The 15,165-nt window shown below is 71.0% G+C and carries 14 protein-coding genes and 1 pseudogene; 9 read left to right on the forward strand and 6 right to left on the reverse strand.

The window, feature by feature from the left end; genetic code table 11:
- Nucleotides 1-94: 94 nt before the first annotated feature.
- Entirely contained in the window at nucleotides 95-1,108 is a 1,014-nt protein-coding gene (locus HHX35_RS24165) for a Tn3 family transposase (protein WP_182901006.1), read from the forward strand.
- A 351-nt stretch (nucleotides 1,109-1,459) separates the two neighbouring features.
- On the opposite strand, the gene HHX35_RS24170 is transcribed toward HHX35_RS24165, so the two are convergent.
- The 4 genes from HHX35_RS24170 to HHX35_RS24185 are packed head-to-tail and all read right to left on the reverse strand — an operon-like array spanning nucleotide 1,460 to nucleotide 6,002.
- Complete coding sequence (locus HHX35_RS24170) at nucleotides 1,460-2,614, reverse strand: alpha/beta hydrolase (protein ID WP_182901007.1); 1,155 nt, start codon at nucleotides 2,612-2,614, stop codon at nucleotides 1,460-1,462.
- A 12-nt stretch (nucleotides 2,615-2,626) separates the two neighbouring features.
- Nucleotides 2,627-4,045, reverse strand: a complete 1,419-nt coding sequence (locus HHX35_RS24175; protein WP_182901008.1) for a S41 family peptidase — start codon at nucleotides 4,043-4,045, stop codon at nucleotides 2,627-2,629.
- Nucleotides 4,042-5,115, reverse strand: a complete 1,074-nt coding sequence (locus tag HHX35_RS24180) for an ABC transporter permease (RefSeq protein ID WP_182901009.1) — start codon at nucleotides 5,113-5,115, stop codon at nucleotides 4,042-4,044. Before HHX35_RS24180 ends, HHX35_RS24175 begins: the two co-directional genes overlap by 4 nt.
- Nucleotides 5,112-6,002 (reverse strand): ABC transporter ATP-binding protein, encoded by an 891-nt coding sequence (locus HHX35_RS24185; protein WP_182901010.1) that lies wholly within the window; start codon nucleotides 6,000-6,002, stop codon nucleotides 5,112-5,114. Before HHX35_RS24185 ends, HHX35_RS24180 begins: the two co-directional genes overlap by 4 nt.
- 275 nt (nucleotides 6,003-6,277) lie before the next feature.
- Here HHX35_RS24185 and HHX35_RS44740 point away from each other — a divergent pair, with 275 nt between their 5' ends.
- The 4 genes and pseudogenes from HHX35_RS44740 to HHX35_RS24205 all read left to right on the forward strand — a co-directional run.
- Nucleotides 6,278-7,633, forward strand: coding sequence for a histidine kinase (locus HHX35_RS44740; protein ID WP_310739266.1), 1,356 nt, complete (start codon nucleotides 6,278-6,280; stop codon nucleotides 7,631-7,633).
- Entirely contained in the window at nucleotides 7,630-8,301 is a 672-nt protein-coding gene (locus HHX35_RS24195) for a response regulator transcription factor (protein WP_182901012.1), read from the forward strand. Before HHX35_RS44740 ends, HHX35_RS24195 begins: the two co-directional genes overlap by 4 nt.
- A 359-nt stretch (nucleotides 8,302-8,660) precedes the next feature.
- Nucleotides 8,661-9,458 (forward strand): recombinase family protein, encoded by a 798-nt coding sequence (locus tag HHX35_RS24200; protein WP_259405315.1) that lies wholly within the window; start codon nucleotides 8,661-8,663, stop codon nucleotides 9,456-9,458.
- Nucleotides 9,415-9,534: pseudogene (locus HHX35_RS24205) on the forward strand (IS3 family transposase); the annotation flags it as partial. The gene HHX35_RS24200 and the pseudogene HHX35_RS24205, both read left to right, overlap by 44 nt.
- A 73-nt stretch (nucleotides 9,535-9,607) precedes the next feature.
- Here HHX35_RS24205 and HHX35_RS24210 read toward each other — a convergent pair.
- Nucleotides 9,608-10,834, reverse strand: a complete 1,227-nt coding sequence (locus tag HHX35_RS24210) for a cell wall metabolism sensor histidine kinase WalK (RefSeq protein ID WP_182901014.1) — start codon at nucleotides 10,832-10,834, stop codon at nucleotides 9,608-9,610.
- Nucleotides 10,831-11,481 carry a response regulator transcription factor gene (locus tag HHX35_RS24215; RefSeq protein WP_182901015.1) on the reverse strand — a complete coding sequence of 217 codons (651 nt, stop codon included), beginning with the start codon at nucleotides 11,479-11,481 and terminating at the stop codon, nucleotides 10,831-10,833. Before HHX35_RS24215 ends, HHX35_RS24210 begins: the two co-directional genes overlap by 4 nt.
- A 121-nt stretch (nucleotides 11,482-11,602) precedes the next feature.
- Here HHX35_RS24215 and HHX35_RS24220 point away from each other — a divergent pair, with 121 nt between their 5' ends.
- Genes HHX35_RS24220 through HHX35_RS24235 form a run of 4 tightly spaced genes read left to right on the forward strand, consistent with a single transcriptional unit; the run spans nucleotide 11,603 to nucleotide 15,148 of the window.
- The gene (locus HHX35_RS24220) at nucleotides 11,603-12,133 is read left to right on the forward strand and encodes a hypothetical protein (protein WP_182901016.1); all 531 of its coding nucleotides are present in this window, start codon (nucleotides 11,603-11,605) and stop codon (nucleotides 12,131-12,133) included.
- Complete coding sequence (locus HHX35_RS24225) at nucleotides 12,130-13,242, forward strand: peptidoglycan-binding protein (RefSeq protein WP_220505786.1); 1,113 nt, start codon at nucleotides 12,130-12,132, stop codon at nucleotides 13,240-13,242. The genes HHX35_RS24220 and HHX35_RS24225 overlap by 4 nt, the downstream gene beginning before the upstream one ends.
- Nucleotides 13,239-13,934 carry an ABC transporter ATP-binding protein gene (locus HHX35_RS24230; RefSeq protein ID WP_182901017.1) on the forward strand — a complete coding sequence of 232 codons (696 nt, stop codon included), beginning with the start codon at nucleotides 13,239-13,241 and terminating at the stop codon, nucleotides 13,932-13,934. The genes HHX35_RS24225 and HHX35_RS24230 overlap by 4 nt, the downstream gene beginning before the upstream one ends.
- A gap of 38 nt (nucleotides 13,935-13,972) precedes the next feature.
- Nucleotides 13,973-15,148 carry an ABC transporter permease gene (locus tag HHX35_RS24235; RefSeq protein WP_182901070.1) on the forward strand — a complete coding sequence of 392 codons (1,176 nt, stop codon included), beginning with the start codon at nucleotides 13,973-13,975 and terminating at the stop codon, nucleotides 15,146-15,148.
- Nucleotides 15,149-15,165: the final 17 nt, after the last annotated feature.

Here is a 15,165-nt window from a genome sequence, read left to right on the forward strand (position 1 = left end):
GGGTGCTCCGTCGCAGGCGGAGCTGGACCGGTTTTTCTACCTGGACGACGCGGATCGGGCTCTGATCGTTGAGCGGCGTGGGGCACCTGCGGCGGTGGAAACTCTGCTGGAGGTCACTGAGTATGGCGAGGAGCTCAGGCTGGATCAGGTGTGGGAGGCGATCGACGCGATCGTGCCCCGGCGGGAGTTGCGGGAGGCCGTCGCGGCGGTGACGGAGACGGTGCCGCCGTCCGACGCCGATGCCAATGCCGATGGTGAGATGCGGGCGCTGCTGGCCTCGCGGATCGCCACCGTGTCGGGGTTCCTCAAGACGCTGACCACGGTGATCGAGTTCGGCACCAACGCCGAAGGCGCGCGGGCCCTTGTGGCAATGAAACAGTTGCCCCGGCTGCTGGACGGACGCAAGAAGAAGGTCACCGAGGCCGACATTGACTCCGAGCTGGTGACCGGGTCCTGGAAGCGGCTTGTGTTCAAGAGCCTGCCGAACGGCAGCACCGTGGACACGAACGCCTACACCATGTGCGTGCTCACCCAGTTTCACCGGCACCTCAAGCGCCGCGACGTCTATGCCGAGGCCTCGGCGCGCTGGCGGGATCCACGCGGGCAACTGCTGGACGGTGCGAAGTGGGAGGCGGCCAAAGGTCCGGCGCTGGTCGACCTCCAGCTTCCCGAGGATCCCGGGCGGCTGCTCGCCGAGCACGCGCTGGTGCTGCATCTGGCACTCAACGATGTCGCGGGCCGGGCCGGGCAGGATGGCGTGGATGTGAGTGTGGATTCGGAGGGACGGCTGCACGTGGCCAAGCTGGCCGCCCTTCCCGAACCGCCCTCCCTGATCGACCTGCGCAAGCGAGTCCTCGCGATGCTGCCACGGGTGGACCTGCCCGAGCTACTGCTGGAGGTGATGGGCCGCGTTCCGGAGTTCGAGGCCGCGTTCACCTCTGTAGCTGGCGGGGTGAGCAAGCTCGCCGACTTCCACGTCTCGGTCGCGGCCTGCCTGACGGCTCAAGCGCTGAACATCGGGTACGCGCCGGTGGTGAAGGCGGGCACGCCGGCGTTGGAGCGCGGACGGTTGTCGCACGTGGTGCAGAACTACCTGCAACCCCGATGAGCCGGATTGGGAAGATGACATCCTTTAGCCTCTGAGGCATGTGTGGCCAACAGGATCCCCAAGGGAGCAGCCTGTCCGTGCCTGAACCGCATGCCATCCGGCCAGGGGTGGTGCAGCGCCCGACGAAGAAGATTTCAACATCTTGATAGGCAGCTGGCGCGGCGCTGCCTGAGTCGAACGCTGCCACCGGCGGGGCCGTTGTCCGGGGATGGGAACAGCGTGCGGTAGCGGCCTTGTCGAGACCGAGGACCTGCAGCAACTCCAGAGGCCTGGGCTCGCCGGCGTGCACCCGGGCCATGCAGGCATCCGGCGTCCTCAGCATCCGTCGACGGCTTCAGGGACCGCCGGGCCTCAGGACGGAGCGCAGCTTCCGGGGCAGAATTTTGCCTCGGGGTAGCGCGAGGACGGCTGGTCCAGGAGGGGTTGCCGCTTGCCCTTCAGGTGCTGGTCGAGGAAGGCCGCCACGTAGGTGCGGGTGAGCTCGGCGGCGCGCGCCGCGGGCAGCACGCCGGGTAGGGGCGTGATGCCGAGGGCGTCGGACAGCAACGGGGTGTCGGTGAAGGACTGGTGTTCGGCGCCCGACAGCACGATCCAGCGTTTCCACCCGGTGAGCAGCTTCCAGTCGCGGTCCCAGGTGGGGGCGGGGCCTCCGGAAACGTGCTGCGCCGAGCCCAGGAACATGAACGGCCGGGAGAAGCCGCTCTTGGGGATCCGGGCGTAGGCGGTGCCGTCCATGTCGATTCCGGCCCGCACGCGGGGGTCTTCGAGCATGGTCGCCATGGCGCTGGACCCGCCGATCGACTGGCCGGCCATGGCGATGCGGGCGCGGTCGATCCGGCCGGATCCGTCCCACTTGGAGGGCAGCTGGTCGAGCACGAACGAGACGTCGGCGGCCCGGCCCTGGACCAGGCCGGCGCCGAAGCCGGGATCGGAGTTGCTGTCGCAGGCGAGGCATTCGGCCACCCGCCCGTCGGGAAAGGTGGTGGCGTAGCTTTCGTAGGTGTGGTCGATGCCGGCCACGACGTAGGCGCGGCTGGCCAGGTCCTCGGCCAGGGAGGTGAGGGTGCTCATCGGCTTGGTGAAGCCGGGAGAGAGCACCACCAGCGGCAGCATCTTGCCTGCGGGTTCAGCGTCTTTGATGGCGTTCGTCCGGGTCTTGCTCAGTGTGTCGTACGGCGCGCTCGCGATTCCGGTGCCTTTCAGGAGGAGCTCGGATTCCTTGGGCGTCATGTACGGAGCGCGCTGCCCGTCGCGCTGCTCGGTCGGGTACCACAGGGTGAGCTTGAGCTCCCGGGCTTCGGCGTCGAGGTTCCAGGGGTCGGGGCGGGAGGTGTCCTTGAGATAGAGGGCGGTGGTGCCGACCGGGTGGGGGCCGGTGGGGGCGGGCAGGGTGACGGGGCCGGCCGGCGTGGGTGACACGGCGGCGGCTCGGGGCGGGGTGGGTGCGGAGCACGCGGACGTGGCGAGGAGGGCCAGCCCTGTGGCGACTGCCAGGAGGTGTCTCATCGGGAGGTCCGTTCACTTGTGCAGCAGGGTCAGGGCCTTGGCCAGGGCGGAGTCGCGCCCATTGGCCGCGTCCTGGGGGGTCAGGGGCATGTGGTGGTCGGGCGGCACGCCGATCCGGTCGATGACCTCACGGTTCGGGCCCAGGTGGTGTCTGGCGGGCAGGCTCAGGATGGTGTTGTTGGCGAGCAGGTACGGCTGCACCGGTCCGGAGATCATGCCGGCGGTTCTGGTGCCGACCAGCAGGCCGACCCGCAGATCCTTGACCGCGGAGGCGAAGTGCTCGCAGGCCGAGGCGCAGCCGCGGTCGGTGAGCACCGCCAACGGCAGGCCGAGCAGTTCGACGGTGTCGTCGGTCCGCAGGCTCTGGCAGGTGTTGCCCGCGGTGCAGTGATAGGCGGTGACCTTGCCGTGGACGAACGCGCTCAGCAGCCGGGTGGCTTCCGTGGTGCTGCCGCTGCTGTTGCCGCGCAGGTCGAGCACAACGCCGGACAGTGTCCGGTCCTTGCGCAGCCGGGAGATCGCCCGCAGGATCCGGTCCGCGGAGTCGGGCAGGAAGCTGGTCACCCGTACGTAGGCGATGTCGTCGTTCAGCAGCTTCGACCGCACCACCTGAAGGTCGGCCAGGTCCTGCCGGAACAGGCCGGGCTGGAGCGTCACGCTCCAGCGGCGGCCGGTGCTCTGCCGCAGGAGGCTCAGCTCGACCGGGCGCGCCTGCGGGTAGCGCGGGTAGAGCGCGGCGATCGCGTGGGTGGCCTTGCCATCGATGAAGGGCGCCGATCCGTTGATCGATTCGATGACGTCGCCCGGGCGTAGGCCGGCGGCCTGTGCCGCGCCGCCCGGCACGGTGGTGAGGAACAGCGGCGGTACGGCGGCGGCGAGGTTGCCGCCGGCCTGCGACGTGTTCACGTTCGCTTCGAGACCCAGGCCGTAGCCGTCGCCGTCGTAGTAGTCCGGCGGCTGCTCGACGTCGTGCGTCCAGGAGGCGTGCTCGTCATCGAGGGCGGCCACGACGGCCTCCAGGGTGACGACGGCGAGCCTGTCGCGCAGGTCGGGCACCTGATCGGTGATCTTCCGGTAGACGGTTTCGAAGGCGGCCCAGTCGGCTTTCCGGTCGCCGTTCAGCGTCGGCATGCCCGCGTCGGGCAGGTCGCGTCCGTTGCGGTTGAGCTCCTGGGTCAGGGCGGCGAATCCGGCGGCGAGCAGGGAGCGGGCGTCCAGTTCGGCGCTGCTGTAGTGGTTGCCGAGGATGCAGAAGTAGGCCTGTTCGATGACGTCGATCGTGGTGGCGGTCTCCTTGCCGGGGGTGCCCTTGGGGGGTGCGCAGACCGTACCGGCCGTCGTGCCGGTCTCGCCGCGCGGCGGCGCCGGCGCTGTGCAGGCCGCCGCCAGGAGGAGGGCGAGCCCGGCGGCCGCGACCCTGACGGCGGTCATGACAGGCCTCTGCCTACCCGCCGGAAGCAGAGCCAGGTGAGTCCGAGGGTGAGCAGGGCGTAGATCCCGGTCTCGATCCACTGCAACGGCCAGAAGCGCTCCAGAGGCTGGTAGGTCGCCTGCTGCCGGTAGCCGAGATGGTTGATCTCGGCTGTGCAGGCGTCGGCGCCCAGTCCCCGCGTGGGCGCGCAGGGTCCCGACGTTGTGGAAATCGGGACGGACCGCGCGATCGTCGAGGACGGCCCCGAGGCTCCATCCCCGACGACGACGCGTCCGGACGGATCAATTAGATCGCTGGACAGGACCCAGGCGCCCGCGTGGCCGGGCACGGCCGACGTGCTCAGGAAGATGTGCATGGCTCCGCCTTGCCGACCTTGCGGCACAATTCCTTCCACGTTGGTAGGGCCGAGCTCGAACGTCGACGTGACTGGCGGCATCAGGTGGGGCCGGACCAGTAGAGGCATGGCGAGCTGAATCGCGGCGAAAGCGATCAGGGTGAGGGCCATGGCGGGCAGGGTGCGGCGCACCAGCACGCCGACGGTCACCCCGAGGACAAAGGCGAAGGCCTCGTACCCCATCGGGGTGATACCGCGCGCGCCGAACACCAGAGGAGCCATGCGCGCCATTTCCGGAACGGCCGACTTGTCCAGCGGGTCGGACCACCAGGTGACCGCAAGACCGCACAGGCCGGCGGCGGCCATGGCGACCAGGCCGGTGAGCCCGAGCTTGACGGCCAGCCAGCGGGCGCGGGTGATGCTCTGGTTCCACACCAGCAGGTGCGTGCCCGCCTCCAGCTCACGGGTGACCAGCGGGGCACCCCAGAAGAGCCCGGCCAGCGCCGGCAGGATCAGCACGACGAGGGTGAGGGCCAGGAAGGGGATCTGGTACTCGCCGAAGAACCGGTCGAAGAAGTCGGTGCAGGTGTCGTTCGGGGCGCAGTCGGCGATTCCGGCGGCGTAGCGGGAGGCCAGGCCCGGGCCGGTTACGGCCAGGGTGATACCGACAACGGCGAGTACGGCGGCCGTCATCGCGGCCGAGCCGCGGAACTGGCGCCAGGTCAGCCAGATCATCCCCGCACCTCCTGGGAGGCCCGCCGGTGCTCGGCGGTGCGCCGGTCCATGTAGGCCAGGACGAGGTCTTCCAAAGTGATCCGGCTGACCGTCCAGGCCGGATCGTGCATCGGGGCGCCGGCGCGGACCACGAACGTGCTCTGCCGGTCGGTGTGCCGGGCGGAGACCACGTACTGGCCGGCGGGCAGCCTGCCGGGATCGCAGCGCGGACCGGTGAGCCGGTGATGGGTGGCCAGTAGGTGGTCGGCCCTCCCGGCGATCTGGACGCGGGAGTCGACGAGCACGACCAGGTAGTCGCAGACCCGTTCCAGGTCGGAGACCAGGTGGGAGGAGAGCACCACGCTCAGCTTGTGCTCGGTGGCGGCCTCCATCAGGTGCTGCAGGAACTCGTGACGGGCCAGCGGGTCGAGGGCGGCCGCGGGCTCGTCCAGGATCAGCAGGTCGGGCCGCTTGGCCAGGCCCAGGGTGAGGGCGAGCTGAGCGCGCTGGCCGCCCGACAGCCTGCCTGCCCGATGCGCGGGGACGAGGCCGAGCCGCGCGATGCGTTCACGCGCCATGCCGTCGTCCCAGCGGGGATTGAGCCGCGCTCCCAGCCGCAGATGTTCGGCGACGGTCAGGCTCGCGTAGACCGGGGTGTCCTGGGCGACGAACCCGACCTTGGCCAGCTGCGCGGGCGTGCTTCCCGGTCGGCCGCCGAGCACGGCGATGCCGCCCGCCGTGGGTTCGAGCTGGCCGCAGGCCAGCTTCAGCAATGTGGACTTGCCGGCCCCGTTGGGGCCCACCAGCCCCACGATGTGGCCCGCCGGGATGTCGATGGTGCACTCGCGCAGCGCCCAGCGTCTGCCGTACTTCTTGCCCAGTGCCTGGGCTCGCAGGACAGCGGTCACGCTATGTCCTCCTGAGCAGAGGTTCGAAAGGATGGTCATGAACAGCGCCTCGATCGTTGAGGCCGCCATGCGGGTCCGCGGCTGCACCGCGGCCTGGCGCCGGGAATGAAGCTAGGCGCCGCTCCTGCCGTCGCGCTTCGGCCGTGCTGCCGAGATCACCTAGCGCTTGAGAACGAGGGGCGGCCAGGTCATCCCTGCGGCCTAGTCCCGAAGAGCGTGCAGCCCCGTCACGACGGCCGATGTGGCACATATGGGGCGGGCGTGACAATGTGCCGGTGGAGACCAGCGAACGACGGCCGTGGTGGCGGCGTGTGCTCGACCTGTACAGCCGGCTGAACGAGGACGGCTCGGCTCGGGACGCGCCAGGGCGGGGCGGCGGCGGGTCTCCGGGACTGTCTCTCCGGGCCCTCGCCTTCGACGTGGTGGTCGCGATCGTCCTGACGGTCCTCGCGGTGACCGTGGCGGCGCAGTATCCAGCGATCGGCGCCGCCGCGCACCAGCCCGGAGTGATCGAGAGCCTGCGGCTGCGGGCTGACCCCCCACCGCCTCCCCGCGTCCTGCCCCTGAGCCCGTCGGAGCTCGTCGATCATCCGCGTGTCGAGCTTCCGTCCCACGAGGCGCCCGCGTTCCTCGTGGCGCTGACGGCGTTGCCGCTGGCAGTCAGGCGCCGGTACCCGCTCATCGCCTTCTGGGTGGTGCTGCTGGCGGCGCGGGCCACACACGCGGACGCGACCTGGATCACGGTCCTGACCTGCACGATCGCCGCGTACGGCGCCATCGTCCACAGCCGCAACCGGGTCCTGGCGATGAGTGGCCTGGTGCTCGCGGGCGGGCTCCTCGGCGCCGGGTTCGGGGACATCACGCCTGCACTGCCGGGCTGGATGGGGCCGTTCTTCGCCCTGCTGAGCGCCGGCGTGCTCGGGAACTTCGTCCGCTTCTGGCGGCGCCGGCTCACCGAGGTGCGGCAGGAGCAGGAGGACGCCATGCGCCGGGCCGTTGCGGAGGAGCGCTCCCGGATCGCCGCCGAGCTCCACGATGTGGTGACCCACAATGTCAACGTGATGGTGATCCAGGCCGGCGCCGCCCGCAGCGTCATGGACGCGGAGCCGGAACAGTCGAAACAGGCTCTGCTCGCGATCGAGTCCGGCGGCCGGGCCGCCATGGCCGAGCTGCGCCATGTCATGGGCCTGCTGGCCGGCCCAGGCGGCGAACGCCTCGACGGGCCGTCCGACGGCCTCGAACCCCAACCCGGGCTCGACCAGCTCGACGCCCTGGTGGAACGGGTCCGGGCCGCCGGAGTGCCGGTGGACGCCGCGGTGTCGCCCCCCGGGCCGCTGCCTCCCGGGATCGACCTCGCCGCCTACCGCGTCGTGCAGGAAGCACTCACCAACACGATCAAGCACGCGCCCGGAGCTGCCGCGTCCGTGACGATCGGCCATGACGGCGACTGGCTGGAGATCCAGGTGACCGACACCGGCGGCACACGCGGCGCCGAGCCCCGGACCGGCGGCGGCAGGGGGCTGATCGGGCTGCGCGAGCGGCTCGCGGTCTACGGCGGGACCCTGGACGCCGGACCGACGGCCGGGGGCGGATTCCGGATCAAGGCCCGCGTCCCGTGGAGGACCGCATGACCGAGCCCTTGCGCGCCGTCATCGCCGACGATCAGGCACTGGTCCGCACGGGTTTCCGCATGATCCTCACCGCCAACGGCATCGAAGTGCCGGCCGAGGCCGCCAACGGGGACGAAGCCGTCGCCGCGGTCCGCCGTACCAGGCCCGACGTTGTGCTCATGGATATCCGGATGCCGCAGATGGACGGCCTCGAAGCCACCCGACGCATCCTCGCGGGCGGCAACGAGGGCACCCGCGTGCTGATCCTGACCACCTACGACCTCGACCACTACGTGTACGCCGCGCTCACCGCGGGCGCGAGCGGGTTCCTGCTCAAGGACGTCTCACCCGAGCACCTGGTGGCCGCGGTACGCCTGGTGCGCTCCGGCGACGCTCTGCTCGCGCCCACCATCACCCGCCGCCTGGTCGAGCGCTTCGCCCGCCGCGACAACGCCAAGCCCACCCTCCACCGCGACCTGTCCGACCTGACGCCTCGCGAACTGGACGTGCTGCGCCTGCTGGCCACCGGCCTGAGCAACGCGGAACTCGCCGGCCAGTTGTCGCTCAGCGTGGCCACGGTGAAGACCCACGTCGCCAGCATCCTGTCCAAGCTCGGCCTGCGCGACCGTGTCCAAGCCGTGGTGGTCGCCTACGAGACCGGCCTGGTCTCTCCCGGCGGCACCGGATGACCTGAATCCACCTGGACTACAGCTTCCGGCCAAGTCCCCAGAACATACGTGACGGCCCGGAACTTCTACATGGGTGATCGTCTGGATACCCGGTCGAATAACGAGCAGGGGCCGAATCGGTCGATTGCGCCCCCTTAGGCGGATCCAATCAAGCCGCCGTCCGCCACCAGCGGAAACGACCGGTCGATCCAATGGAATCCGCTACAGACTTCCGCCTTTCCTTTCCGCCCCCTTGCAGTGGTCGCAGACACCCACCGGCCACCACAAGGTCGGCCTTCGGGAAGGGGACACGATGGCCCTGGTCAAGCAGACCGACTGGAACGGCACGGAGGTCCCCTTCATCAGCAACCACTCCGCGGATGCCGGGCGTGGCTGACCTGGTCTATCTGCGGCACTCCACCGACAAGCAGACCGACGCCTGCCAGCGGCACGCCCTCACCGCCCTGCTGATCGCAGGCGCCCCGGTCTATGAAGACCCCGCCATTTCCAGTCGGCAGCTCTCCCTCGACCGCGCGGGCTTCACCACACTGCTGCATGAGGCCGCCGTCGGCGACACCATCCGTATCGCCGACGCCGCCTGCCTGTTCCGCTCCGTCGCCGACATCCTCGCCCTGCGCCCCGTGCTCCTCCGCCGCGGCCTCCACCTGCGCGTCGAATCCGGGCTGCTCTCCGGCATCGACCTGGCCGGCGACGACCCCGGCACCAAAATGATGGTCTCCGTCCTGGCCGCCGTGCTGGAGTTCCAGCGCGACATGATCGCCGAGAACACCGGCGAGGGCGTCGCCGCCGCCAAGGCCGCCGGCAAGACCCTCGGCCGCCCCGCCGCCTTCGACCACGACAAGGCCACCACCATCGTCGAGGAGTACCGCCAGGGCGCCGCGGTCAAAGCCCTAGCCCGGCGGCACCAAGTCGCCCCAAGACCATCCGCCGTGTCCTGGACGCCGCCAACGCCCGCAACCTGCCCGGCCAGCCCGACGCGCCGCCGACCGACATCGGCGAGCCGCATCGCCTGCCCGCGCTGGGCCCGGACGCGACCCTCGATCTGCCGGGACTGCTCGCCGATCACCTGCGTACCACTGGTGATGAAACCGTCCGCCAGGCCCTCGCCTGCACGGCACCTACGGGGTTCCAGGCATCCACGCCGTCCTGCGCGGTGAGGGCCGGCGGTGTGGCCGTCGGCGGGTGGCCCGGCTGATGCGCCAGGCCGGCCTGGAAGGCCGTCACCGGCGCCGCCGCCCACTGACCCCGGCCAGCGTACTGACAGTTTCATGGCATTTCTCACCGGTATCGATGAGGTAGAGCTCTGTCACATCAGTAGGCGTGGGCCGGCGAGAGTGTCCAGTGGCAGGACGGCTCCGGTCGGCAGCGTGACGGTAATGGTCAATCCGCCCTCGGCGTTCGGTGCTGCCGTGACCGTGCCGTCATGCGCGCGCACGATGGACCGGACGATGGCGAGGCCCAGACCCGTCGATTTGGAGCCCGCGGCGCGGCCCGACGACAGCCGTTGGAACGGCTCGAACAACCGGTCCACTTCCGTCGGGGGGATCGCCTCACCGCTGTTGCGGACGCTGACGCGGGCGTAGCCGTCGCCGCCGCCGGTCGTCACGTCGACCCAGCCGCCCCGGCGATTGTGCCGGATCGCATTGTCCACCAGGTTGCGTACCAGGCGATCGAGCAGGACCGGGTCGCCGACGACCGGGGCGGAGCGAAGGTCGGTGGTCATCGACAGACCGCCGGTCGCGGCCTCTTCGTCCGCCTCGCTCAGCGCATGGGCTGTGACGACGGCCAGATCGTGCGCCTCGTGGGCGATGACGCCGCTGTCACTGCGGGCCAGTGCCAGCAGGCCGTCCACCAGGCGTTCGGCCCGGCCGGTCGCGGTGAGCACGCGCCGGCCCATGGCCTCCCACTGGGCGATGTCGCTCTCCCGCTTGGCCAGCAGCACCTCGGCGCCGGTACGGACGATCGCAAGGGGCGTACGCAGCTCGTGCGAGGCGTCGGCGACGAACCTTCGCTGGCTGTTGAAGGAGGTCTCCAGCCGGGCCACCATCTCGTCAAAGGTGTCGGCCAGCTCCTTGAGCTCGTCCCGTGGCCGGGTGAGCGCGACGCGCTCGTGCAGCCGGTCCTGGGAGATCCGCCGGGCGGCGGCGGTGAGTGTTCGCAGCGGCCGTAGCATGCGGCCTGCGACGACCCAGCAGACACCGAGTCCGAGCATGCCGGTGATCGCCAGCCCGATCGCCGAGGTTCTGGCGGTGCTCAGCAGCGTGTTGGCGCGCAACTGGGGGATCACGGCCTGCTCCATCCGGATGTACTGCTGCTTCTGTATGTCCGGGGACAACGGCGGCTCTCGTCTCGCCTCAGCGCCGGCAGCCGCATCCATCTTGGCCCGGATCTGGCCGCTCATGTCGGTGTAGAGGCTCTGGTACAGCAGCGCGTAGTTGAGTGCGAGGAGCGCCGCGCAGGTGGTCACGAGCACGACCGTGTACACGAGGGTCAGCCGCAGCCGGATGGACGGGTGCTTCCCACGTGGCCTCACAGCCGGTACCCCGCGCCGACGACGGTCTCGATCAGCGGGGGGTCGCCCAGCTTGCGGCGCATTCTGGCGATGGTGACCCGGACGGTGGCGGTGAACGGGTCCGCGTGCTCGTCCCATGCCCGTTCCAGCAGGTCCTCGGCGCTGACGACGGCGCCGTCGGCGCCCATCAGGATCTCCAGCACGGCCAGTTCCTTCGTGGTCAGCGGGATGACGCGGCCGTCGCGGGTGACGACCCGCCGCGCGGTGTCGAACGTCAGCCCGGCGCGCCGCAGAACGCGCGGGGCGTTGTTGGCCCGGCGGGCCAGCGCGCGGATCCGCAACACCAGTTCGTCGAAGACGAACGGCTTGGGCAGGTAGTCGTCGGCGCCGAGGGTCAGGCCGGCGACCCGGTCCGCCGCCTCACCCGCCGCGGTGAGCATGAGAATCCGGGCATCGCCGCCGCCCGCGGCCAGCGCGGTGCACACCTGGTCGCCATGGACGAGCGGCAGGTCGCGGTCGAGCACGACCACGTCGTAGCGGTTCGCCCCGGCCTTGTGCAGGCCGTCGAGCCCGTCGGCCGCGAGGTCCACCGCGATGCCCTGGTCCCGCAGCCCGTCGGCGACCTGTTCGGCGAGCAGCACCTCGTCCTCGATGAGCAGCACCCGCACCGCAAACCTCCTTGACCGGCAGTCTCGGTGATCGGGCATTACACCGGTGTTACACGGACGGTAACAGTGCCGATGCCTGCCTCCTGCTCCACTGGGCTGACCGAACCAGAGGAGATCGCCGATGAGAACGGGATTCCTGGTCGTCTGCCTGCCACCGCTCTTGCTGGTCACGTCGGCCGCCTGCACCAATGCGGCCGACGGTAAGGGCGTGGCCTCGGTGGACGGCTCCGCCAGGCCGAGCGCTTCGCAGAGCCTCAGCCGGGTGGACCAGTTCCTCAGGTACTCGCAGTGCATGCGGAAAGAAGGCGTGCCGATGACCGACCCGGAGGTCGAAGGAGACAACGTCAGAGCAGGAACATACGACAAGGATTCCGTCGACATGCGCAAAGTGGCCGCGGCGGAAGAGGCGTGCAAGCAGTACCGCCCACCCAGGGAGACCGGCCCCGGGATGGCGCTGAAGGACGAGTTGGCGCGCCGGTTCGCGCGGTGCATGCGGGAGCACGGAGTGAAGAAGTTCCCCGACCCTAACCCGGATGGCCCTACCCAGACCGGCCCGGAGGTCGGGCAGGACCCGCAGTACCGCGAGGCGAGGACGACCTGCGACGCGCAGATCGATGCGGTGTCGGCGTCGTTGCGGCCGAGCCCGTCGTGAGCGCTCCCTTGGCCGACAGGGTGGCGGAGGACCGGCCCCCCGTTCGCCGGCGGCGGCGCGGGCGGGCCGTCGCGGCAGCCGGTGCGGCCGTGCTCGCGGTGGGAACGGCGGCCGTGGCCGCGATCGGGTTCGGTGGGGGCGGCACGGATACGCCTGCCGTGTCGAGCCTGCCACCGGCCACCGCTCAAGTGACCCGGCAGACGATGCTGGACACGGAAGAGGTGTCCGGCGATCTGGGCTACGGCGCCACGACCACGCTGGCCGGCCGGATCCAGGGTGTCATCACCAAGGTGCCGCTGCCCGGCGCCGTCGTCCGCCGGGGCCGAACGATCTACCGGGTGGACGACAAGCCAGTCGTGCTGATGTACGGCACCGTCGCCGCGTATCGGACGCTCGGCCCGGGCGACAAGGGCGCGGACGTACGGCAGCTCGAACGCAACCTGAAGGCGCTCGGCTACGCCGGGTTCCCGGTGGACGACACGTACACGTGGCTCACCGCTACCGCGGTGAGGCGGTGGCAGCGGCACATGGGCCTGCCGCAGACCGGCCAGGTCGAGCAGGGACGGGTGGTTTTCGCTCCGGGGAGGATCCGGATCGACACGGTCACGGCCGGGGTGAACCGGTCCACCGGCGGCGGGCAGGAGGTGCTGCGATACACCGGGACCAGCCGTCAGGTGACCGCCAGGCTCGAGGTGTCCGGGCAACGGCTGGCCCGGAAGGGGGTCAAGGTGCAGGTCCGGATGCCCAACGGGAAGAAGGTCACCGGTCGGGTGGCGGGGATCCATACGGTGGTCGAGCAGCCGGCCGACCCGGGCGGCCAGGCGGAGACCCTGATCGAGGCCGTCATCCCGCTGGGCGGCTCCGGGGCGGCCGCGGGGATCGAGGCCGCCGTGGTCACCGTGGTCTTCCGCGCGGCCGAGCGCAAGGACGTGCTCACCGTGCCCGTCGCGGCGCTGGTGGCGCTGGCCGAGGGCGGGTACGGCGTCGAGGTCGTCGAGGGATCCACCACCCACTACGTCAGGGTGACGACCGGCCTGTTCGCGAACGGCCGGGTCGAGATCACCGGCGACGGGCTGAAGGAGGGTATGACTGTGGGGATGCCGCGGTGATCGAGCTGACCGACGTGACGAAGGTGTACCCCGGGGGCGTCCGTGCGCTCGACAACGTGACCCTGGACATCGGCGCCGGCGAGTTGGTCGCGGTGGTCGGCCCGTCCGGCTCGGGCAAATCCACCATGCTGCAGATGCTGGGCACGCTGGACCGGCCCACCTCCGGCCGGGTGGTGGTCGACGGCCACGACGTGTCGCGGCTGTCGGACCGGCAGCTGTCGGCCCTGCGCGCGACCAGGATCGGCTTCGTGTTTCAGCAGTTCCACCTGGCCTCGGGTGTACCGGCCCTGGACAACGTGGCCGACGGTCTGCTCTATGCCGGTGTCGGTCTGGCCGAGCGGCGGCGGCGGGCCGAGGCGACGCTGGAGCGGGTCGGGCTCGGGCACCGGCTCGACCACGAGCCGCACGAGCTGTCCGGCGGCGAGAGGCAGCGGGTGGCGATCGCCCGGGCGGTGGTCGGCGGCCCGGCGCTGCTGCTCGCCGACGAGCCGACCGGCAACCTCGACTCCGCCTCGGGCGAAGGCGTCATGGCCCTGCTGCGGGAGTTGCACACCGCCGGCACGACGCTCGTGGTCATCACGCACGACCGGGAGGTCGCGGCGGGGCTCGACCGCCAGGTGCGCATGCGCGACGGCCGGGTGATCGCCGACGGTAAGGCGACGCGGGGGGAGGCGCAGGTGGCCCGGTGGTGACCGCGCAGGAGACCCGGCGCAGGCTCACGCCCGCCCGGATGGCTCCGCGTGACGTGGCCCGGGTGGGGGCGGCCGGGCTGCGCACCCGGCCGGCTCGGGCGCTGCTGTCCGCGCTGGGCGTCGCGATCGGCATCGCCGCGATGGTGGCGGTGGTGGGCATCTCGTCCTCCTCCCGCGAACAGCTTGACCGTCAGCTCGCCGCGCTCGGCACGAACCTGCTCACGGTCTCCCCCGGGCAGACCATGGAAGGCGGGGACGCGAAGCTGCCCGCCGAGGCCGAGGCGATGATCTCGCGGATCGGCCCCGTCACCGCCGTCTCGGCGACCGGGGCGATCCGCAACGCCAGGGTGTATCGCTCGGACAGGATCCCCAAGGTGGAGACCAACGGGCTGGTCGTGATGGCCGCCCGGACGAGCCTTCCGCGGACCGTCGGCGCGGCCCTGCGCGCGGGCGCCTGGCTGAACGGCGCCACCGGCCGGTATCCGGCCGCGGTGCTCGGCATGTCGGCGGCGGAGCGGCTCGGCATCGTCCGGCCCAGCCCGGATGTGGCGATCCTGGTCGGCGGCGAACGGTTCACCGTGATCGGCGTGCTCGACGAGGTCGCACTCGCGCCCGAGCTCGACAGGGCTGTCCTGATCGGCTGGAACGTCGCGGCGGACCTGTTCCGCTTCGACGGGCGTGCGACAACCGTCTACACCAGATCGCGGGACAGCCAGGTCGAGGCGGTTCACGCCGTGCTCGCCGCCACCGCCGACCCGGAGTCACCGGGTGACGTCGCGGTGTCCCGTCCCTCGGACGTGCTGGCCGCGCGGCAGGCGGTCGACACCGCCCTGAACGGGCTGTTGCTGGGCCTGGGCGCGGTGGCGCTGCTGGTGGGCGGTATCGGGGTGGCCAACACGATGGTGATCTCGGTGCTGGAGCGCCGGGCCGAGATCGGTCTGCGCCGCTCGCTCGGCGCGACCCGGGGGCAGATCCGGGTGCAGTTCCTGGCTGAGTCGCTGCTGCTGTCGGTGCTCGGCGGAGTCGGCGGGGTGCTGCTGGGCATCACGGTCACCGCGGCGTACACCGCCCACCAGAGCTGGCCGGCAGTCGTGCCGATCTGGGCGACAGCGGGGGCACTCGCCGCCACCACGCTCATCGGCGGCGTCGCCGGGCTGTACCCCGCGATCCGCGCGGCCCGGCTGTCCCCGACCGAAGCACTGGCCACCCCCTGACCGGGGAATTCGACGAC

This window comes from Microbispora sp. H10830, assembly GCF_014161375.1.
Taxonomy (GTDB): domain Bacteria; phylum Actinomycetota; class Actinomycetes; order Streptosporangiales; family Streptosporangiaceae; genus Microbispora; species Microbispora catharanthi.

Excerpts from the sequence above, each read along its gene's own strand:
- HHX35_RS24170 (WP_182901007.1), bottom strand. The coding sequence starts at position 2,614 with ATGAGACACCTCCTGGCAGTCGCCACAGGGCTGGCCCTCCTCGCCACG.
- HHX35_RS24175 (WP_182901008.1), bottom strand. The coding sequence starts at position 4,045 with ATGACCGCCGTCAGGGTCGCGGCCGCCGGGCTCGCCCTCCTCCTGGCG.
- HHX35_RS24180 (WP_182901009.1), bottom strand. The coding sequence starts at position 5,115 with ATGATCTGGCTGACCTGGCGCCAGTTCCGCGGCTCGGCCGCGATGACG.
- HHX35_RS24195 (WP_182901012.1), top strand. The coding sequence starts at position 7,630 with ATGACCGAGCCCTTGCGCGCCGTCATCGCCGACGATCAGGCACTGGTC.
- HHX35_RS24200 (WP_259405315.1), top strand. The coding sequence starts at position 8,661 with ATGCCGGGCGTGGCTGACCTGGTCTATCTGCGGCACTCCACCGACAAG.
- HHX35_RS24220 (WP_182901016.1), top strand. The coding sequence starts at position 11,603 with ATGAGAACGGGATTCCTGGTCGTCTGCCTGCCACCGCTCTTGCTGGTC.
- HHX35_RS24235 (WP_182901070.1), top strand. The coding sequence starts at position 13,973 with ATGGCTCCGCGTGACGTGGCCCGGGTGGGGGCGGCCGGGCTGCGCACC.